The 18,846-nt window shown below is 71.1% G+C and carries 18 protein-coding genes; 2 read left to right on the top strand and 16 right to left on the bottom strand.

Annotated elements, in window-relative coordinates:
* Nucleotides 1-50: 50 nt before the first annotated feature.
* From QMK28_RS09800 to QMK28_RS09875, 16 genes are all read right to left on the bottom strand, one after another.
* Nucleotides 51-878, bottom strand: coding sequence for an enoyl-CoA hydratase family protein (locus QMK28_RS09800; protein ID WP_326436656.1), 828 nt, complete (start codon nt 876-878; stop codon nt 51-53).
* A 97-nt stretch (nt 879-975) separates the two neighbouring features.
* A complete protein-coding gene (argF, locus tag QMK28_RS09805; protein WP_326436657.1) occupies nt 976-1,980 on the bottom strand; it encodes an ornithine carbamoyltransferase in 1,005 nt (334 codons plus the stop codon).
* A 127-nt stretch (nt 1,981-2,107) separates the two neighbouring features.
* The gene (locus QMK28_RS09810) at nt 2,108-3,334 is read right to left on the bottom strand and encodes an arginine deiminase (RefSeq protein WP_326436658.1); all 1,227 of its coding nucleotides are present in this window, start codon (nt 3,332-3,334) and stop codon (nt 2,108-2,110) included.
* Between the two features lie 104 nt (nt 3,335-3,438).
* The gene (locus tag QMK28_RS09815) at nt 3,439-5,211 is read right to left on the bottom strand and encodes an acyl-CoA dehydrogenase family protein (protein ID WP_326436659.1); all 1,773 of its coding nucleotides are present in this window, start codon (nt 5,209-5,211) and stop codon (nt 3,439-3,441) included.
* A gap of 53 nt (nt 5,212-5,264) precedes the next feature.
* Nucleotides 5,265-5,870 (bottom strand): PadR family transcriptional regulator, encoded by a 606-nt coding sequence (locus QMK28_RS09820; RefSeq protein ID WP_326436660.1) that lies wholly within the window; start codon nt 5,868-5,870, stop codon nt 5,265-5,267.
* Between the two features lie 110 nt (nt 5,871-5,980).
* Nucleotides 5,981-8,641 carry a polynucleotide kinase-phosphatase gene (locus QMK28_RS09825; RefSeq protein WP_326436661.1) on the bottom strand — a complete coding sequence of 887 codons (2,661 nt, stop codon included), beginning with the start codon at nt 8,639-8,641 and terminating at the stop codon, nt 5,981-5,983.
* On the bottom strand, nt 8,638-10,152 hold the full coding sequence (locus QMK28_RS09830; protein ID WP_326436662.1) for a 3' terminal RNA ribose 2'-O-methyltransferase Hen1: 1,515 nt from the start codon (nt 10,150-10,152) through the stop codon (nt 8,638-8,640). Before QMK28_RS09830 ends, QMK28_RS09825 begins: the two co-directional genes overlap by 4 nt.
* A gap of 33 nt (nt 10,153-10,185) precedes the next feature.
* A complete protein-coding gene (mmuM, locus tag QMK28_RS09835) occupies nt 10,186-11,139 on the bottom strand; it encodes a homocysteine S-methyltransferase (RefSeq protein WP_326436663.1) in 954 nt (317 codons plus the stop codon).
* 78 nt (nt 11,140-11,217) lie between these two features.
* On the bottom strand, nt 11,218-12,141 hold the full coding sequence (locus QMK28_RS09840; protein ID WP_326436664.1) for an LLM class F420-dependent oxidoreductase: 924 nt from the start codon (nt 12,139-12,141) through the stop codon (nt 11,218-11,220).
* A gap of 132 nt (nt 12,142-12,273) precedes the next feature.
* The gene (locus QMK28_RS09845; RefSeq protein WP_326436665.1) at nt 12,274-12,732 is read right to left on the bottom strand and encodes a DUF6099 family protein; all 459 of its coding nucleotides are present in this window, start codon (nt 12,730-12,732) and stop codon (nt 12,274-12,276) included.
* Between the two features lie 117 nt (nt 12,733-12,849).
* A complete protein-coding gene (locus QMK28_RS09850) occupies nt 12,850-13,281 on the bottom strand; it encodes a nucleotide pyrophosphohydrolase (protein ID WP_326436666.1) in 432 nt (143 codons plus the stop codon).
* On the bottom strand, nt 13,271-14,566 hold the full coding sequence (locus QMK28_RS09855) for an AAA family ATPase (RefSeq protein WP_326436667.1): 1,296 nt from the start codon (nt 14,564-14,566) through the stop codon (nt 13,271-13,273). Before QMK28_RS09855 ends, QMK28_RS09850 begins: the two co-directional genes overlap by 11 nt.
* Before the next feature lie 135 nt (nt 14,567-14,701).
* Entirely contained in the window at nt 14,702-15,091 is a 390-nt protein-coding gene (locus tag QMK28_RS09860) for a cell division protein SepF (protein ID WP_326436668.1), read from the bottom strand.
* A gap of 461 nt (nt 15,092-15,552) precedes the next feature.
* The gene (locus QMK28_RS09865; protein WP_326436669.1) at nt 15,553-16,506 is read right to left on the bottom strand and encodes a DUF6528 family protein; all 954 of its coding nucleotides are present in this window, start codon (nt 16,504-16,506) and stop codon (nt 15,553-15,555) included.
* A gap of 407 nt (nt 16,507-16,913) precedes the next feature.
* Nucleotides 16,914-17,195 carry a DUF397 domain-containing protein gene (locus QMK28_RS09870; RefSeq protein WP_326436670.1) on the bottom strand — a complete coding sequence of 94 codons (282 nt, stop codon included), beginning with the start codon at nt 17,193-17,195 and terminating at the stop codon, nt 16,914-16,916.
* Nucleotides 17,177-18,019, bottom strand: coding sequence for a helix-turn-helix domain-containing protein (locus tag QMK28_RS09875; protein WP_326436671.1), 843 nt, complete (start codon nt 18,017-18,019; stop codon nt 17,177-17,179). Before QMK28_RS09875 ends, QMK28_RS09870 begins: the two co-directional genes overlap by 19 nt.
* A 175-nt stretch (nt 18,020-18,194) precedes the next feature.
* Between QMK28_RS09875 and QMK28_RS09880 the strand changes: the two genes are divergently transcribed.
* Both QMK28_RS09880 and QMK28_RS09885 read left to right on the top strand, forming a co-directional pair.
* Nucleotides 18,195-18,542: a hypothetical protein gene (locus tag QMK28_RS09880; protein ID WP_326436672.1), complete on the top strand. Its 348-nt coding sequence runs from the start codon at nt 18,195-18,197 to the stop codon at nt 18,540-18,542.
* Complete coding sequence (locus QMK28_RS09885) at nt 18,539-18,763, top strand: hypothetical protein (protein ID WP_326436673.1); 225 nt, start codon at nt 18,539-18,541, stop codon at nt 18,761-18,763. The genes QMK28_RS09880 and QMK28_RS09885 overlap by 4 nt, the downstream gene beginning before the upstream one ends.
* Nucleotides 18,764-18,846: the final 83 nt, after the last annotated feature.

Here is an 18,846-nt window from a genome sequence, read left to right on the forward strand (position 1 = left end):
AACGGAAGCGGAGGCGGAGGCGGAGGCGGAGGCGGAGGTTCCCTGCACGGCTATCGGCCCTGCCACTTCGGCGACCGCTTCTCGGTGAACGCCGCGTGGAACTCGGCGTAGTCCGCGCTGCCCATCAGCAGCGCCTGGCTGGCGGCGTCCATCTCGACGGCGGCGGACAGCGGCATGTCGAGTTCGGCGGTGAGCAGCGCCTTGGTCTGCGCGTAGGCGAGGGCCGGGCCGTCGGCGAGCCGGCGGGCCAGCGCCGCGGCGGCCTCGTCGGCCTGGCCCTCGTCGACCATTTCGCTGATCAGGCCGATGCGCTCGGCTTCCGGGGCGCGTACCGCGTCGCCGAGCATGAGCAGCCGGGTGGCGTGCCCGAGGCCGACGATGCGGGGCAGCAGATAGGCGGCGCCCATGTCGGCGCCGGCCAGTGCGACCCGGGTGAAGAGGAAGGCGAAGCGCGCCGAGGGGTCGGCGATCCGGAAGTCGGCGGCGAGGGCGAGCACTGAGCCGGCGCCCGCCGCGACCCCGTGCAGGGCTGCGATCACCGGGAAGGGGCACTCGCGCAGCGCCCGTACGACCTGTCCGGTCATCCGGGTGAAGTCGAGCAGCTCGCCGGAGCTCATCGCGAGGGTCGCGCCGATGATCTCGTCGACATCGCCGCCGGAGCAGAAGCCGCGGCCTTCGCCGCCGAGCACCAGGGCCCGTACGGAGCCGTCGCGGGACAGCTCGGCCAGCAGGTCGCGCAGGTCGGCGTAGCCGCCGAAGGTGAGCGCGTTGAGTTTCTCGGGGCGGGCCAGGGTGACCGTGGCCACGCCGTGGTCCACGGTCAGCCGCACATGCCGCCATGTCTCGGTGCGCGGTGCGGAGCTCGGGAACGGGCTCATGGAGCGCGGCCTCCTTCAGCCGAGTGGCTGTTGTCTGCCCAGTGAAGTTATCACCGAAGTATGACCGTCGTCATGAGTCCGCGATAGAGCACCCGGCTCACTGCCCGGCGAGCGAGGCGACCAGCACCGCCTTGATGGTGTGCATCCGGTTCTCCGCCTCGTCGAAGACGACGGAGTGCGCGGACTCGAAGACCTCGTCGGTGACCTCCAGCTCGGTGAGCCCGTGCCGCTCGTGGACCTCGCGGCCGATCTTGGTGCCGAGGTCGTGGAAGGCCGGCAGGCAGTGCATGAACTTCACGTCGGCGACGCCGGTCGCGCGCAGCACGTCCATGGTGACGGCGTACGGGCCCAGCAGCGCGATCCGCTCGTCCCAGACCTCCTTGGCCTCCCCCATCGAGACCCACACGTCGGTGGCGACGAAGTCCGCTCCGCGCACCCCTTCGGCGACGTCCTCGGTCAGGGTGATCCGCGCGCCGGTGGTCGCGGCCAGCTGGCGGGCGAGGCCGACGATCACGCTGTCCGGCCAGAGCACCTCGGGCGCGACGATGCGTACGTCCATGCCCAGCAGCGCGCCGGTGACCAGGTAGGAGTTGCCCATGTTGTAGCGGGCGTCGCCGAGGTAGGCGAGGGCGACGGAGTCCAGTGGCTTGTCCGTGTGCTCGGTGATGGTGAGCGCGTCCGCGAGCATCTGGGTGGGGTGCCACTCGTCGGTGAGCCCGTTGAAGACCGGCACGCCCGCGAACGCGGCCAGCTCCTCCACGACGCCCTGGCCGTGCCCGCGGTATTCGATGCCGTCGAACATCCGGCCCAGCACCCGCGCGGTGTCCTTGACCGACTCCTTGTGGCCGATCTGCGACCCCGAGGGGTCGAGGTACGTGGTCGAGGCGCCCTGGTCCGCGGCGGCGACCTCGAAGGCGCAGCGGGTCCTGGTCGAGGTCTTCTCGAAGATCAGCGCGATGTTCTTCCCCTTGAGCCGCTGGACCTCCGCGCCCGCTCGCTTGGCGGCCTTGAGCTCGGCGGCCAGGTCGATCAGGCGGTGGAATTCCTCGGGAGTGAAGTCCAGCTCCTTGAGGAAGTGGCGGCCCGTGAGGTCTATCGCCATGGGTGTGGGCTCCTCGGTCACGATTGCGGGGGACTCTGGAAGTCTATACGACGCTCCGCATTGCTATACAGGATTCCGGTCGACGCTGTACAGGATTCCGCTCGGCGCCATACAGGTCCCGTCGGCGCTATACAGGATCCCGCTCGACCGGACAGCTCATGCAGCGCGGCCCGCCGCGCCCCCGTCCCAGCTCGCTGCCGGGGATCGTGATGACCTCGATGCCGCGCTTGCGCAGATGGGTGTTGGTGGTCACATTGCGCTCGTAGGCCACCACGACCCCCGGCTCCACGGCGAGCACATTGCAGCCGTCGTCCCACTGCTCGCGCTCCGCCGAGTGCACGTCCTGGGTCGCGGTGAGCACCCGTACCGAGTCCAGGCCCAGCGCCGCCGCGATGGCGCGGTGCATATGCTCCGGCGGGTGGTCGGTGACCTTCAGCTCGCGGTCCTCGGAGCCCGGCTCGATGGTGTACGAGCGCAGCATGCCCAGGCCCGCGTACTGCGTGAAGGTGTCCCCGTCGACCATCGTCATGACCGTGTCGAGGTGCATGAAGGCCCGCCGCTTGGGCATGTCCAGCGCCACGATCGTCCGGGCCGAGCCGGTCGCGAAGAGGCCGCGCGCCAGCATCTCCACCGCCTGCGGGGTGGTCCGCTCGCTCATCCCGATCAGCACCGCGCCATGGCCGATGACGAGCACGTCGCCGCCCTCGATCGTCGAGGGGTAGGCGCTCTGCCCCTCCGACCAGACGTGGAAGGCGCCGGACTGGGTGAACAGCGGGTGGTGCTGGTAGATCGCCTCCATATGGACCGTCTCGCGCTGCCGGGCCGGCCAGCGCATCGCGTTGATCGACACCCCGTCGTAGACCCAGGCCGAGGTGTCGCGGGTGAAGAGGTGGTTGGGCAGCGGGGCGAGCAGGAAGTCGTCCAGGTCCATGACGTGGAAGCGGACCGAGGTCGGCTCGGGGTGCCGGTCCAGGAACTCCCGCTTGGTCATCCCGCCGACCAGCGCCTCGACCAGATCCGGCACGGGCAGCTCGTCGAACGCGGCCCGCAGGTGGTCGGTGGCGAGCGGCCCGTACTCCTTCTCGTCGAAGACCCGGTCCAGCACGAGCCGGCGGGCCTCCGGGACGCCCATGGCGTCGGCGAGCAGATCCCCGAAGAGATGCACCTCGACGCCCCGGTCCCGCAGCACGTCCGCGAACCCGTCGTGCTCCTGCCGGGCGCGGCGCACCCACAGCAGGTCGTCGAAGAGCAGCGCGTCCTTGTTGGTGGGCGTCAGCCGCTTCAGCTCCAGATCGGGACGGTGCAGGATGACGCGGCGCAGCCGCCCGGCCTCGGAATCCACATGGAACGCCATGGCCCCATCCTGGCCGAGCCGGGCGGCTCGCGCGGCTTTACCGGCGCATCACAGGTGAATCACCGGTGAATCACCGGTGATCGACCGTCGCGGGAGCGGCATCGTCAGGGCTTCATCTCGTACGCCCCGGCCAGCGCCTCGACCCGGGTCCAGACACGCGCCGAGCGCTCGGCGTCGGTGACCGGGCGGCGGACCGCGCCCAGTGCCCACTGCTGCTGGACCTCGGTCGCCGAGTCCTTGCCGTGCAGTTCGACGGCGTGCGCCGAGAAGTCACGGACCAGGATGGCGAACAGCTCGTCCAGCACCTCGGAGTCGAGGCCGGTGCGCTCCGCCTGCTCCAGGATCAGCTGGCCGTACACGACGAGGGCGAACAGCTGGCCGACGGCGAGCAGCAGGTCGAGGTCCTTGCTCTGCTCCTTGTCCGGAGCGGCGGTGGTGACGAAGGCGCACAGCGCGTCGGCCTGCTCGCGGAAGCGGGCGACGTTGGGTACGGCCGCCTGGGCGTCGTAGGCGGTGCGCCAGTCGTGGAAGCGGATCGCGCCGAGGCCGCGGGCCGGGCCCTGCTGGAAGAGGAACGCGTCGTCCGCCGCGTCCAGCCGGGTGGGGACCGGTGCGTACTCGGCCGGGTCGAGGAGGTAGTTGCCCATGAACTTCAGGATCAGGGCGAGGTTGACGTGCACCGTGCCCTCCAGCTTCGGCAGGCCGCGGATCTCGCTCGCGGCCTGGGCGAAGTAGGTGTCCTTCTCGAAGCCCTTGGCCGCGATGACGTCCCACATCAGGTCGACGACCTTCTCGCCCTCGGTGGTCACCTTCATCTTCGTCATCGGGTTGAAGAGGAGGTAGCGGCGGTCCTCGGGGCCTGCGGTGCGGAAGTAGTCGACGGCCCGGTCGCTGAACAGCTTCATGCCGACGAGCCGGGCGTACGCGTCGGTCAGCTCGCGGCGCACATGCGGGAACGCGGTGACCGGACGGCCGTAGAGGATGCGGCTGTGCGCGTGCGTGACGGCCTCGTACATCGCGTGCTCGCAGATGCCGACCGAGGCGGTGCACAGGTTGAACTTGCCGACGTTGACGGTGTTCAGCGCGGCGTCGAAGGCGGCGCGGCCGGTGTGCAGCACGTCCGCGGCGCGCACCGGGTAGTCCTCCAGCCGGAATTCGCTGACGTACTTCGAGGAGTCGACGACGTTCTTGACCAGCCGGTACGCCGGGTGACGGCTGTCGGCGGCGAAGAAGACGTAGGCGTCCGGGCCCTCCAGGTCGGAGCGGCGGCCGAAGACGGAGACGAGCGCCGCCTCGTTGCCGTTGCCGATGTAGTACTTGGAGCCGGTGGCGCGGAAGCCGCCGTCCGCCTCCGGGGTCAGCACCATGTCGGTCGAGTAGATGTCCGCGCCGTGCGTCTTCTCGGAGAGGCCGAACGCGAACACCTCGCCCTGGTCGAGCAGTTCGGCGGCGCGGGCGCGGGCCTCGGCGTTGTCGCTCTGCCAGACCGGGCCGAGGCCGAGGATGGTCACCTGCCAGGCGTACCAGTAGTCGAGGCCGTAGAAGCCGAAGATCTCGTTGAGGGCGGCGATGCGGGCGGTGTCCCAGCGCTTGTCGCCGGTGGCCGAGGGGGCGGAGCCGGTGGCCGCAGGGGCAGCGCCGGCGCCGGCCTCGGCCGCGGGGGTCAGGAAGGTCGCGAACAGTCCCTCCTTCGCCGAGAAGGCCAGGAAGTCCGCGAGCCAGGCGCGGGTGCGGTAGTCCTCGACGAGCTTCTTCTTGCCGCGCTCCTCGAACCAGTCGACGGTGGCGCGCAGCAGCCGCCGGGTCTCCGGGTCGAAGTGGGCGGGGTCGTACGTACGGGGGTTGAACAGCAGCTGGTCCGTCTTGTTGTCCGTCATGGTGCGGGCCTTCCTGGGAGAGGGAGGGGTGCGATGAGGGTGAGGGGCATGGCTCAGTGCTCGGTGCTGCCGGCGCTCTCGGACTTCTCGGCGCGATCCGCGCCCGCCGTACTCTCCGCGCCGATCCGGCGCACGGTCGCGAGCACGTCGTCGAGCCAGGCGAGGGTCATCCGCTCGTACTCGATGCCGCCGCGCAGCACGACGTGCTGGAGCTCCCGACCCGCGTCCGGAGCCGCGTCCGGAGCGGGAAAGTCGCGCCGTTCGCCCGCGAGATAGCGGGCGAGCCGGTCCGCGTGCGCCGCGCGATGGCGCTCGACCTCGGCGATCAGCCCGGCCGGGGCGTCGAACGCCGCGCCGCGGATCTTCACCGCGAGGTCGTGCCGGATGCTCTCCGGTTCCACCGGCTCGCGCAGCCACCCGGCCAGCGCCGTACGGCCCGGCCCGGCGACGGAGTAGACCTTCTTGTCCGGCCGTGCTTCCTGCGACACCTGGCACACGTCGATCCAGCCGTCGCCCTCCATCCGCTTGAGGACGCGGTAGATCTGCTGGTGGGTGGCGGTCCAGAAGTAGCCGATGGAACGGTCGAAGCGCCGGGCCAGCTCGTATCCGGACCCCGGCTGTTCCAGCAGGGAGACCAGGATCGCGTGCTCAAGTGCCATGCCCCGCATCCTGCTATGCAACTCGTTGCATAGACAATGGGGGCATGGCAGGTTGAGACGCGGCTCACGTCGTGCGGAGGGCTCGGGTCATGTCGCCCGGAGCGCCCGCCTCACAGTCTCGGGTCGACCGGCTCCGATTCCAGTGCCAGCACGGCGAAGACCGCTTCGTGCACCCGCCACAGCGGCTCCCCCGCAGCGAGCCGGTCCAGCGCCTCCAGCCCCAGCGCGTACTCCCGCAGCGCGAGCGAGCGCTTGTGGCCGAGCGAGCGGGAGCGCAGCCGCGCGAGGTTCTCCGGGCGGGTGTACTCCGGGCCGTAGATGATCCGGAGGTACTCGCGGCCCCGGCACTTGACGCCCGGCTGGACGAGCCTGGCCCCCTCCGCGCTGCGCACCAGCGCCTGGAGCGGCTTGACCACCATGCCCTCGCCGCCGCCGGCGGTCAGCTTCAGCCACCAGGCGGTGCCGGCCGCGACCGACTCCTCGTCCTCGGTGTCGACGATCAGCCGGCCGGTGCCCCGCAGCAGGCCCGTGTCGTCGTGCTCGACCAGCCGGTCGAGCCAGGCGAGCTGCTCGTCGTGCGGTACGGCGGCCAGGCTGCGGCCCTGGGCGGCGAGCAGCTGGAAGGGCGCGAAGCGCACCCCCTCCAGGCCCTCGGTCGGCCAGCAGTAGCGGCGGTACGCCTCGGTGAACGCGGCGGCGTCGGTGGCGCGCTCGCGCTGCTCGGCGAGCAGGACGGCCACGTCGGCGCCGCGCGCCGCAGCGGCTTCCAGCGCGGCCAGCGCGCCGGGGAACACCGCGCCGGACGCGGCGCCCACGGCCGCGTACTGCTTGCGCAGCAGGCCTGCGGCCTTGAGCGACCAGGGCAGCAGTTCGGCGTCGATCAGCAGCCAGTCGGTGGACAGCTCGTCCCAGAGGCCGGCCGCGGTGATGGCGTCCCGGATGCGCGCGAGCACCTGCTCGGTGACGTCGGGGGACGGCGCGGAGGCGTCGGAGTCGCTACCGCCGGAGTCGCTTGAGCCACTGGAGCCGCCGGAGCCACTGGAGCCCCCGAGGTCGCCGCCGAAGAAGGGACGGCCCGTGCGGGTGTACAGCGCGCCGCTCACCCCGTCCGTGACACCGAACCGCTCACGCGCGACCTCCGCGTCGCGGCAGACCAGCGCCACCGCCCGCGAGCCCATGTGCTTCTCCTGGCAGACGACGTGCCGTACGCCGTCGTCGCGGTAGGCGCTGAACGCCTGGGCGGGGTGTTCGAGGTAGCCGTCCAGCTGCGAGGTCGCGCAGGGGGCCATGGTCGGCGGGAGGTAGCCGAGCAGCCGCGGGTCCACCGCGAAACGGCTCATCACCTCCAGCGCGGCGGCGGCGTTCTCCTCCCGGACCGCCACCCTGCCGTGGTGCGCGGTCTCGATGACCCGGCGGCCGGTGACGTCGGCGAGGTCGAGCGGCCGGCCGTCGGCCCCGCCGGGGGCCTCGCTGGTCAGCGGCTTCGTCGGCTCGTACCAGACCCGCTCCGCCGGTACGGCGACCAGTTCGCGCTCGGGCCAGCGCAGCGCGCTCATCTTGCCGCCGAAGACACAGCCGGTGTCCAGGCAGATGGTGTTGTTGAGCCAGCTCGCGTTCGGGATCGGGGTGTGGCCGTAGACGACGGCGGCCCGCCCGCGGTAGTCCTCGGCCCACGGATAGCGGACCGGCAGGCCGTACTCGTCGGTCTCGCCGGTCGTGTCGCCGTAGAGCGCGAAGGTGCGGACCCGGCCCGAGGTGCGCCCGTGGTACTTCTCGGGCAGGCCCGCGTGACAGACCACGAGCTTGCCCTCGTCGAGGACGTAGTGGCTGACCAGCGACTGGATGAACTCCTGCGCCGCCGCCGCGAAGTCCGGCTCCTCCTCGGCCGTCCGCGCCAGCTGCTCGATGGTCTCGGCGAGCCCGTGGGTGGGCTGCACCGAGCGGCCCTTGAGGTGCCGGTTGAGCTTGTTCTCGTGGTTGCCGGGCACGCACAGCGCGGTGCCGGCCGCGACCATGCCCATCACCAGCCGCAGCACGCCGGGGCTGTCCGGACCCCGGTCGACCAGGTCGCCGACGAAGACCGCCGTACGGCCCTCGGGGTGCACGGCGTTGACCGGACGGCCCCGGCCGTCGCGCTCCAGGGCGTAGCCGAGCGCGCCGAGCAGCGTCTCCAGCTCGGAGCGGCAGCCGTGGATGTCGCCGACGATGTCGAACGGGCCGGTGAGGTGGCGCAGGTCGTTGAAGCGCCGCTCCAGGACGACTTCGGCGCCGTCGACCTCCTCGACGCCGCGCAGCTGGTGCACCTTGCGGAACCCCTCACGCTCCAGGTGCTTGAGGGAGCGCCGCAGTTCGCGCTGCTGGCGCGGGATGACGTGCTCGGGCAGCGCGGCGCGTTCGGGACGCCCCGCGTTGCGCTGGGCGCACACCCGCTCGGGGACGTCGAGGACGATCGCGACGGGCAGCACGTCGTACTCGCGGGCGAGCTTGACGAGCTGCTTGCGGCTCTCGGGCTGCACGCTCGTGGCGTCCACGACGGTGAGCAGCCCGGCGGCGAGCCGCTTGCCCGCGATATAGCTCAGCACCTCGAACGCGTCCTTGGTGGCGCTCTGGTCGTTCTCGTCGTCGCTGACCAGGCCGCGGCAGAAGTCGGAGGAGAGGACTTCGGTGGGCTTGAAGTGCCGCCGGGCGAAGGCGGACTTGCCGGATCCGGTGCTGCCGACCAGGACCACGAGGGACAGGTCGGGTACGGCCAGGACTCGTTCACTCGTCATGCTGCCGCCTCCTTCGCGGTGGTGTCGGACGGGGTGGTGTCGGACGGAGTGGGCGGGGTGGCCGTTGCGGTGGTGTCCGCTGCCGTGAACAGGGCCAGTTGGGTGGGCGGTCCGACTTCTGGGTCGTCGGGTCCAACCGGCCGGAACTCCACCGCGTAGCCGTGCCGCGCGGCGACCCGCTCCGCCCAGGAGCGGAATTCCGCACGGGTCCACTCGAACCGGTGGTCCGCATGGCGCACGTGCCCGGCGGGCAGCGTGTCCCAGCGCACGTTGTACTCGACGTTGGGCGTCGTCACGACGACCGTCGTGGGTCTGGCCGCGCCGAACACGGCGTACTCCAGGGCCGGCAGCCTCGGCAGGTCGAGGTGCTCGATCACCTCGCTGAGCACGGCGGCGTCGTATCCCTTGAGCCGCTTGTCGGTATAGGCGAGCGAACCCTGCAACAGCCGCACCCGCGCCGACTGCCGCTCGGACATCCGCTCCACCCCCAGCCGCCGCGCGGCTTCGTTCAGCGCGCGCATCGACACATCGACACCGACGATGCCGGTGAACTGCGCCTCCTTGAGCAGCGCACCCACCAACTGTCCCTGTCCGCAACCGAGATCGAGCACCCGGGCGGCCCCGGACGAGCGCAGCACGTCGAGGATCGCCTCGCGCCGCCGCACAGCCAGCGGCACCGGCTTCTCGGCGGTGTCCGCCTCCTCGTCCACGGCGTTGTCGAGCTCCTCGGCCTCGGCGTCGTCGGCTTCGGCGAGCCGGGCGAGTTCGAGCCGTTCCATGGCCTGCCGGGTCAGCGACCAGCGGCGGGCGAGGTAACGGCTGGTGATCAGCTGCTGCTCGGGGTGGCTGTGCAGCCACCCCTCCCCCGACCGCAACAGCTTGTCTACCTCGTCGGGCGCGACCCAGTAGTGCTTGCTGTCGTCCAGCACCGGCAGCAGTACGTACAGCTGCCGCAGCGCGTCGGCCAGTCGCAGTTCCCCCTCCAGCACGAGTCGTACGTAGCGCGATTCGCCCCACTCGGGGAACCGCTCGTCCAGCGGAACCGGTTCGGCCGTCACCGTCCATCCGAGCGGCTCGAAGAGCCGCCCGACGAGCGCGGCGCCGCCGCTCGCCGGCACCGCGGGCACCTCGATACGCAGCGGCAGCGCCCGCTCGGCCAGCTCCGGACGGGCCGTGCACTGTCCCTTGAGCGCGCTGGAGAACACCGCGCCCAGAGCGACCGCGAACAGCGACGAAGCCGCGTACGGACGGTCGTTGACGTACTGCGCTAGCGCCGAGTCGGGCGCGCCGCCACGCCCCCGGCCCTTGCCCCGGCGGACCAGCGCCACCGGGTCGACCTCCAACAACAGCGCCGCTGTGCAGCGCTCCGCGCTCGCCTCCGGGTAGAAGACATACGCGGTGCCGTGGGACGTCGAGAAGACCTGCGCCTTGTCGGGGTGTTTGTGCAGCAGGAATCCGAGATCGGTGGCGGGCCGCTCAGTGCTGCCGGAAGTCGTTATCGTCAGGAACACACGCCCGAGTATCGCCTGGTGCGACCTGGGCTCCTACTGGTTTTCGCCCTTCGGGTCGGCAGCCGGGTCGGTGCCCGTCGGCCCGTCGACCAGCGCGGCGAGCTCCCGGATCCGATCCGGCCCCACCCGGCAGCAACCGCCGACGATCCGCGCTCCGGCGTCCCGCCAGGCCCTGACCCGGGTCGGGTCGAACGTCGCCCGCCCGCGCCAGCCACGGGTCACCGCATCCCAGTCCTCCCCGCTGTTCGGGTAGACCACGACGGGCTTGCCGCTCACCCCGGCCGCGATCTCCACAGCCCGGTCGGCGTCACCCGGATCGCAGCAGTTCACTCCGACGGCGAGCACCTGATCGTTTCCCGCGGCGAGCGCGAAGGCGCTCTCCAGCGGCTGACCGGCCCGCGTGGTGTCCTTGTCGATGCTGTACGTCAGCCAGACCGGCAGCCCGCAGCGGTCAGCGGCTCGCAGCAGCGCCTCGGCCTCGTCGGCGTCCGGCACGGTCTCCAGCGCCAGCACATCCGGGCCGGCCTCGGCGAGCGTCTCGATGCGCGGCCGGTGGAACCGCTCCAACTCCCGCACGCTCAGGCCGTACCGGCCCCGGTATTCGCTGCCGTCCGCGAGCATCGCGCCGTACGGCCCCACCGAGGCGGCCACCCACACCGCGCGCGGCCCCGCGTCGGCCGCCGAGCGGGCCAGCTCGACGCTGCGCCGCAGCAGCCCGCTCGTCTCCCGGCGGCTGACCCCGCGCCGCGCGAAGCCCTCGTAGGTGGCCTGATAGCTCGCGGTGATGAGCACCCGTGCGCCCGCCCGGACGTACGCCGTGTGCGCCGCCTCGATCTGCCGCGCCCCGTCGGCGAGGAGCCCGGCCGACCACAGCGCGTCGGACAGGTCGCAGCCCTGCGCCTCCAGTTGGTTGGACATCCCTCCGTCGAGGACCAGCACGCTGTCGGCTCCGGCGATCGCGGCGGCGAGCGGTACGGCAGATCTCACGGGTGCTCTCCCCTTCCTGCATCTTCGTGCTTCTTCCCGCTTCTTCCCGCTGACGTCTGCTTCCTGCTCCCGTCCGGGTCAGGCCAGCCGGCTCTGCACCTGGGAGGAGATCAGCTCCAGGTGGTCGAGGTCTTCGAGGTCGAGGATCTGGAAGTAGATACGGGACGCGCCGATCGCCGCGTAGCGACCGATCTTGTCGACGACCTCGGCCGGCGAACCAGCCAGCCCGTTCGCCTTCAGCTCGTCCACATCCCGCCCGATGACCGCGGCCCGGCGGGCCACCTCGGCGTCGTCCTTGCCCACACAGGCCACCAAGGCGTTGGAGTACACCAGGTCCCCGGGCTTGCGGCCGAATTTCTCGGCCGCGGCCCCGACCCTGCCGAACTGCCGCTCGCTGTCCTCGACCGAGGCGAAGGGGATGTTGAACTCGTCGGCGTACTGCGCCGCGAGACGCGGGGTACGGGTCGCGCCGTGCCCGCCGATCAGCACCGGCACCTTGGCCTGCGCCGGCTTGGGCAGCGCGGGCGAGTCCTTGAGCTGGTAGTGCGTGCCGTCGAAGCTGAACAGCCGACCGACCTCGGTGGCCCACAGGCCGGTGATGATCGCCAGCTGCTCCTCCAGCCGGGCGAACTTCTCCTTCGGGTACGGGATGCCGTACGCCGTGTGCTCGGCCTCGAACCAGCCTGCCCCCAGGCCGAGTTCGACCCGGCCACCGGACATCTGGTCGACCTGCGCGACCTGGATGGCCAGCACGCCCGGCAACCGGAAGGTCCCGGCGGTCATCAGGGTGCCGAGCCGGATGCGCTTGGTCTCGCGGGCGAGCCCGGCCAGCGTGATCCAGGCGTCCGTCGGCCCCGGCAGGCCCTCGGCCGATCCCATCGGCACGTAGTGGTCGGACCTGAAAAAGGCGTTGAAGGAAAGATCCTCGGCGGCCTTGGCCACGGTGAGGAGGGTGTCGTAGGAGGCCCCCTGCTGGGGCTCGGTGAAGATACGCAGATCCATACCGCTCATCCTGCACCGTCGGCCCCTCGTCAACGGCGCGCCCCGCGCGCCGCCGGAGCCGCGCTGCTCCACCGACCCGCACTGCTCCGGCGAACAGCCGCCAAGCCCGAACAGCGAGCGCACGCGCCGATTTCACGCCGCCCCGCCCCGCTCCCGCATCGCGAGCTGCCGCAGCATCCCGGTCACCCGGTCCCTGGATTCGTCGGCGGCGTCGATCGCCTCGATGAAATGCCAGTACATCGCCTCCTCCTCGGCGGCGCAGGCGACGCCGACAAGCAGCATCCCCACCTCGCCGAGCAGCCCGCCGAGCCCCAGCAGCGCCGCCCGCAGGTCCGACACCGCGGAGAGCTGGGCGGCGCGCACGCCGCCGACGCGCGGCGCGGGGTGGTGCAGCGCGCCGCAGGCACGGGTGCCCGACTCGCTCAGGCCATACGCCTCGGTCCGCAATTCCGGGGGGCCGTTGACCGCCAAATGGCTGCCGACGGCCCCCGCCAGGGCCTGCGCCTGCCACGCCTCCGCGACGATGTCCTGCTCGCTCCGGGCCCGCGCCAGGGCGCTCCCCGTGGCTCTGATCAGTCGAACCGCGTCCATCCGCTGCCCCTTCCCGCCCTCGCTCCGTTCTCCACTACCCAGAGTGATGGTCTCGGGGCAGTTAGGCCAGAGGGATGCAGGAATTTGTGGACAACATCCTCTTTGTGAAGAACTCACTCACTCCAAAGAGTGACGATCAAGGGGTGGCGCTTCCCCCTTCTCCTGTGTCTCAGGCCCGGCACCACCGGCCCCGACCGCCCCGGCCGCCCCCGGCGCACCGATCCGCCGCGCCTTCGGCGGGAAGCGCAGCTCATTCCGGTCGATCTTCGCGGCCAGCGCGGCCAGCGGATCGATTCCCAGCACCTCGCAGAACTGGAAGAGATAGGCGAGGACATCCGCGACCTCGTCCGTCACCCGGTGCGCGTCATCGGGGTCGGCCATCACCCGCGCCGACTGCTCGGGCGTCAGCCACTGGAAGATCTCCAGCAGTTCGGACGCCTCCACACTCAGCGCGGCGGCCAGGTTCTTGGGCGTATGGAACTGCCGCCAGTCACGCGCGGCCGCGAAATCCGCGAGCCTGCGCTGCAACTCCTGCACATCATCGGTCACCACCAAGGTCTACCACCGTCACCCCCGTGCCCCCGCCCGCGCCCCCGCTTCCGCCCGCGCTCCCGTTTCCGCCCGCGCCCCCGCTTCCGCCCGCGCGCCCGCCCCCGACCGCCCCGTCCGCCTCCGCCCCCGCGACCGCCTCCGCCCCCGCGACCGCCCGCGAGACCTCGGCCGCGCAGTCCGCGTCCCGTACCGTCCCCACCAACCGGATGTGCCCCCGCGCGCACATCCGCACCGCCAGCGCCAACAGCTCCCGGGTCTGCCGCCGGTCCAGGCTCCGGTCGAAGCCGTCCGCGAGAACCGTCAGCGCCTGCCGGGCGGGCAGCACCTCCGCGGCCGGGTCGACGGCCAGCACTCCGGGCCCGGTCAGCAGCACCAGAGCCAGCGCGAGATAGCGCAACTCCCCCTCTCCCAACCGCTCCAGCGGTGTCGCGGCCTCCTCGCCCCGCGCCAGCACGGCCCGCACCACCCCGCCGTCCAGCCGGTCCACCGTGAGGCCCTCGACCGGTCCCACGCAGCCCGCGCGGGCCGCCCGCACCAGCGCCGCGTGCCGGATGACGCACTCCGTGCTGGTGCGCCCGAGCACCGCCGCGAGGTTGTCGCACTCCCCGCGCAGCCAGCCGTCCCTGGCCTCGACCGGCACCCGCATCCGCTCGGGTCGCGGATCGCAGGCGAAGGCGGACCGCAGCGCGACGACGACCTGTTCGGCCGCGGCCAGCACCACGCGCTGCCCCGAAGTCTTGCCCGCGACCCGCAGCGGCAGCAGCGCGGTGCCGAGCCGGTCGTCGGGCAGCGGGGCGCGGGTGACCGGGACGGTGCCCGCGGTGTGCCAGGCGGCTTGGACCGTACGGCGTCCGGGGTCGCGCAGCGCGGTGGAGAGCAGGATCTGCCCGGCGCCGGTCAGCCGCTCGCCGACCACTCGGAGTTCGGGTTCGGCCTGCACGGCCAGGTCGAGGTGGACCGGCCCCGCCGGGCCGTCCACGGTGCAGCCCAGCCGGAAGCCGCGGCGTCCCTGCGCGTCGGGTCTCGCGTGCTGCGGCACGCAAGCCGCCGCGCCGCCGGCCACCGCCTCGAACGCCTCGTCCAGGGTGTCCCCGTTGCCGAGCCTGGCCAGCGCGCCGTACGCCTCCAGCACGCTGGACTTCCCGGTCCCGCTCGCCCCGGCGATCAGGGTCAGCGGTCCGAGCGGCAGGGTCGTGCCGCGGTGCGACTTGAAGGCGGCGAGCCGCAGTTCGGTCACCACCGGCCGCTCGACGGAGTCCGGGCATGCGCTTTTTGCGTCCATGCCGGGACCGTATGCAGCCGCGCGTCAGAGGAACCGTTCCGTCTGCACAGCCTTACTACGATCGGGGGACGTCCTACGACTGGAACGACTCACCACGGCCGGACGCGCCCCCCGCACGCGCCCCCGACCCACCCGCTACGCGAGCGGCGCGGCGCCGAGTCTGGGCTCCTCCACTTCCGTGCCGACCGGGGCGAGCAGGAACACATTGGTGTCGACCCTGTGCATCCCGCTGCCCAGGCCGAAGACGACACCGCTGGAGAAGTCGAGAATGCGCCGGGCGACGTCCGCGTCGGCGCTGCTCAAGTCCAGCAGGACCGGGATCTGCGCCATGAGGTACTCCGCGACCTCCCGGGCGTCGGCGAAGATCTGCACCCGGATCACGACGAAGCGACGCTGGTCCGCGTCGGCGCTCTCCTCGGGCAGGGCACGGTGGTTGGGCCAGGACGGCCAGGCATTGCTGCTGCGAAGTGGGACGACCTCGGCGAGTCCCTCCCACTGCTCGTCGGTGGCGTCGCGGGATTTCACCGGACCACCTCACCGGGGAGCGCGTTGCGTATCTGCATGGCGCAATTCTAGTGATAAACGCACAAAGATGGTGCGCAGCGACACAGCTGAGCGCTGTCGAGTCCGGCGGATCACCCCTGGACAGCTCGTGGCGTCTGGGTGATGTGGGCACTTCGCGGCCGTCAGGCTGGGTGAGTCGGGAGCGCGAGCGATCGATCCCCCGGACAGGTCGATCCGACGAACGAGGGGTCAGATCACAGGCCGCGTCGCTGCGACGGGCCGCAAGGACTAAGTCCTGTCCGGCGGACCAGCCCCTTCAACAAGGAGCTGACACAAGTGCTCCCAGGGCAACGCGACGTTCGGCGGAAAGACGGTCCTTGCGGCGGCGCGCGTCGGTCATCACTGGCAGATGTGCACAGGGCCGATCTCCAGCTCTTCGATGTGCCACTGGAGGACGTTTCGGGCCGCGGGAGACGTGAAGGTCAGCTGAAGGCGACGCTCGACAAACGGGATTTGTAGAACTTGCCGGTATATCCGTATCCCGTCAGGGGACGTCGGACGCCCTCGTTGCCGGCGCTGTCGAAGAACTGAATATACGAATTCCAATGCTCCGCGCCCGAAATCGCTTGTTGCCAGAAGGACTCGCCGGAGGCGATCCGCGAGAAGGACTTGACCCCGACCGCCGTCGGCTTCATCAGCGTGAGAGCACCACTGGCCTTGTGGAGCCTCTGGACGCTGCCGCCCCCAGTGATGAGCAGATAGGCCGGGTCGCTGTAGTCGGCGTCGAGGCTGTGGCCGTTGAAAGCTGTTGGGAAGACATACCCCCAGACTTTTTCGAGCCGGGTGGCGAGGTGGTCGCCGGTGACCCGGTATTTGGCAATGGTCCAGGTGCCGAGCGCCCACAGGTAGCTACCGTCGTACCAGAGCCCGTGTGCGCCTTGGTACTGGATCTCCTGGACCTTGGTGAGGGTGCTGGGGTCGTCGGAGTCGGTGGGCCCGTAGACGCTGAGGAAACCCGGATCTGCCGAGGCGGTCACGATGGCGCTGATGTCGGGGATGCGTTCGATCGCGTGCGGGTTGCCGTAGGGCCTGGCGGACCAGAGCAACTGGTCGCCATCACCCATGTTCACGATGCCGACCTTGCCCCCGGACGCAGTGACCAGGGCGACCCAGCCGAACGCACTGGTATTGCGGAACTTGATGTCGGACAGGAGGGCCCACGTATTTTCGACGGTGGCCGGCGGCGTCCAGCTCCACACCCGGTTGGCCGGGGTCCAGTCCACCCCGGCCGGGTGGATGAGGATCTGGTTCTTCAGCTGCTCGCAGACGGCGACATGGTAGGCACCGGCGGCCTGCGCGCCGGCCGGCATCGCCAACGACGTGAGCGGCGCGCCCACGGCCGCTGCGGCGACCTTCAACAGGGTTCTTCGGTCCATGAGTTCTCCCGAGGCGATGGTGCTGGATCCTGGCCGTCGAGAACATACCCTGCCCCGCGATGCTGAGCGGTGGCTTTTAAATGGCGGCTCCGGCGGACGGCGCACGAGCTCGACGCCCGGGTACGGGCCGACTCGCGGGGTCTGGCAGGCGGCGGCCACTCCGCGCCTTGAGATCTACCCGCGGGACCTGCCGCTGGTGCGCGCTGCGCCTCACCCAGGCCGGCCTGGTACGGCGGATCCCCGGCGTGCCCGAGGGACGGTAGCCCGGCGCGCCCGGCGGCCCGTTCCCGCGACCCGAGGACGCCGTACGGCCAAGAAGTAGCGGCACGGGCGAAAACGCCGACGGCCCCCGCTGACCAGCAAGTGGTCTGCGGGGGCCGCCCCGTTGAAGCAGTGCGCGCCTGCGGTCAGGCCCTCAGCTCGCCATCCTTCAGGGCGGAAACGAACGACGCCCAGCCGTCCGCCGCGAACGTGAGCACAGGTCCGTGCGGGTTCTTGCTGTCCCGCACGGGAACGACGGCGGCGAAGTCGTCGGAGACTTCGACGCACGCGCCACCGTCCTGATTGCTGTAGCTGCTCTTGCGCCAGGCGGCAACGAAGTCGTCGGAGACTTCGACGCACGCGCCGCCGTCCGAGTTGCTGTACGAACTCTTGCGCCAGGACACTGCGCTCAGGTCGAGGGGTCGCACGGTACTTCCTCCAGCAGGCTCAAGACGAACTTCCGCGACTCGGCCGGGGACAACGCCAGGTCGCGCACCGCATCGTATGTCTTCTGCAAACGTACAACCGGACCGGAGTCCTCGATGAGTTCGCCCCGGTATCCATTCTCGGTGTACGCAACGGTCCGCCCGTCCAGCAGGAGGAGGTACCACACGTCGGCCCCCATCAGACCGTGCAACCCGGCACTCTGCGGCAGCACATGAACCGCCACGTTCGACCGGTCCGAAGCCTCGGCCAGGTACTCAAGCTGCTGCCGCCATTCCCCACCATCACGCATCGGAGTGCGCAGAGTGGCCTCCGACAAGATCGTGCGGAAGTCCGGGGCAGTGGCCCCATCCAACAACTCCCGCCGCCCCATCCGCGCCTCAACCTGCTGCGTAAGCTCCGGCTCCTTGATCCCACCGGCCGCCAGTACTTCCCGCGCGTACCCCGGCGTCTGCAACAGCCCCGGCAGGACGCTCACCGCGAAGTGCCACAGGCTCGTCGCCTCCGCCTCCAGCGCCATGTACCGCCGGTATCGCTCGCGGAACTGCGTCTGGTCGCTCACCGCCAGCTCCCACAGGGCCAGCAGCAGCCCCGGCGTCCCGTAGTGCTGGTCGAGGGCCTGGACGACTTCGGGGCCGCCGACCGTCTCGCCGTTCTCCATCTTGCCGAACAGCGACCAGTCCCAGCCCAGCCGTTCGCCGAGCTGCCGCAGGCTGTGGCCGCGCGCTGTGCGCAGGAGTCGTAACTCCTCCGCGAATCGCGCGCGTGGTTCTCTGCTGCGGCCCGTGACCGCTCGCCTCGTCGGCATCGCGCCCTCCGTGGAAGGTGTGGAACTTGCTTCGCCCGCAGGGGAAGCAGCACCCGCCGTCGGTGTGTCGCGCCCCTGACCGGGCCATTCTCGTAATGAGCCCATCACGCACGGTAGTTCACGGCGTGTGGCCAGGGCGGGGAATCCGCGAAAGAACGACCGAAGGCAGGCACTCATGACGACCGGACCGCGCAGGACGCATCACGACGACGGGACCCGTACGACCACCGCTCCCGCCGCCACGGCCGGACGGGCCGGGACCGCCAAGATCAAGGAGGCGCTGGACGCCCGGGACGCCCTCGCCACCGCCCTCACCCGGGCCGGCATCCAGCTCCCCGCGATGGACGTCCGTACCCCTTGGGCCGATGCGGTGCAGGACCACAACCCGGCCGCCACGCGCGGCGAGCGGCGCGAGGTCGACCGCGCGGGCGAGATCCGGTACGCGCTCGTCCATCTCGGCGTCTGCTCCGCGCCCGTGGCCCACGAGCTCGCGACCGTGATCATGAAGGGGGCTGCTCGGTGACGGAGGACGGTGTCCCCCGCGTCGGGGCGGCCGTCCTCGACAGCGGGCGCGAGCGGGTGGGGCTGGTGATGGGCCACCAGGGCCCGTACCTCCAGCTCCGCCCGCTCGGCGGTGGCCGTGGGTGGGACGCGGACCCGGCGCTCGTGAGGCCCGTCAGCCGGGCGGAGCTGCTGAGCGCTCAGCTCGCCGAGGTGAATGCCCGCAGCCGGCAGGACATCTGACGCTTCAGCAGTTCTGCCGCCTGCCCGGTCAGGTGCGGGGCTACGTCGAGTACCTGCTCGCGTTCAACGGCGCGCTGGAGCGC

It is taken from the genome of Streptomyces sp. H27-D2, from assembly GCF_035828615.1.
Classification (GTDB): domain Bacteria; phylum Actinomycetota; class Actinomycetes; order Streptomycetales; family Streptomycetaceae; genus Streptomyces.

Bases quoted from the DNA above. Each gene is read 5' to 3' on its own strand.
- QMK28_RS09865 (WP_326436669.1), bottom strand. From the start codon at position 16,506: ATGGACCGAAGAACCCTGTTGAAGGTCGCCGCAGCGGCCGTGGGCGCG.
- QMK28_RS09815 (WP_326436659.1), bottom strand. From the start codon at position 5,211: ATGACGGACAACAAGACGGACCAGCTGCTGTTCAACCCCCGTACGTAC.
- QMK28_RS09825 (WP_326436661.1), bottom strand. From the start codon at position 8,641: ATGACGAGTGAACGAGTCCTGGCCGTACCCGACCTGTCCCTCGTGGTC.
- QMK28_RS09840 (WP_326436664.1), bottom strand. From the start codon at position 12,141: ATGGATCTGCGTATCTTCACCGAGCCCCAGCAGGGGGCCTCCTACGAC.
- QMK28_RS09875 (WP_326436671.1), bottom strand. From the start codon at position 18,019: ATGCCGACGAGGCGAGCGGTCACGGGCCGCAGCAGAGAACCACGCGCG.
- QMK28_RS09845 (WP_326436665.1), bottom strand. From the start codon at position 12,732: ATGGACGCGGTTCGACTGATCAGAGCCACGGGGAGCGCCCTGGCGCGG.
- QMK28_RS09820 (WP_326436660.1), bottom strand. From the start codon at position 5,870: ATGGCACTTGAGCACGCGATCCTGGTCTCCCTGCTGGAACAGCCGGGG.
- QMK28_RS09810 (WP_326436658.1), bottom strand. From the start codon at position 3,334: ATGGCGTTCCATGTGGATTCCGAGGCCGGGCGGCTGCGCCGCGTCATC.
- QMK28_RS09800 (WP_326436656.1), bottom strand. From the start codon at position 878: ATGAGCCCGTTCCCGAGCTCCGCACCGCGCACCGAGACATGGCGGCAT.
- argF (WP_326436657.1), bottom strand. From the start codon at position 1,980: ATGGCGATAGACCTCACGGGCCGCCACTTCCTCAAGGAGCTGGACTTC.
- QMK28_RS09880 (WP_326436672.1), top strand. From the start codon at position 18,195: ATGACGACCGGACCGCGCAGGACGCATCACGACGACGGGACCCGTACG.
- QMK28_RS09855 (WP_326436667.1), bottom strand. From the start codon at position 14,566: ATGGACGCAAAAAGCGCATGCCCGGACTCCGTCGAGCGGCCGGTGGTG.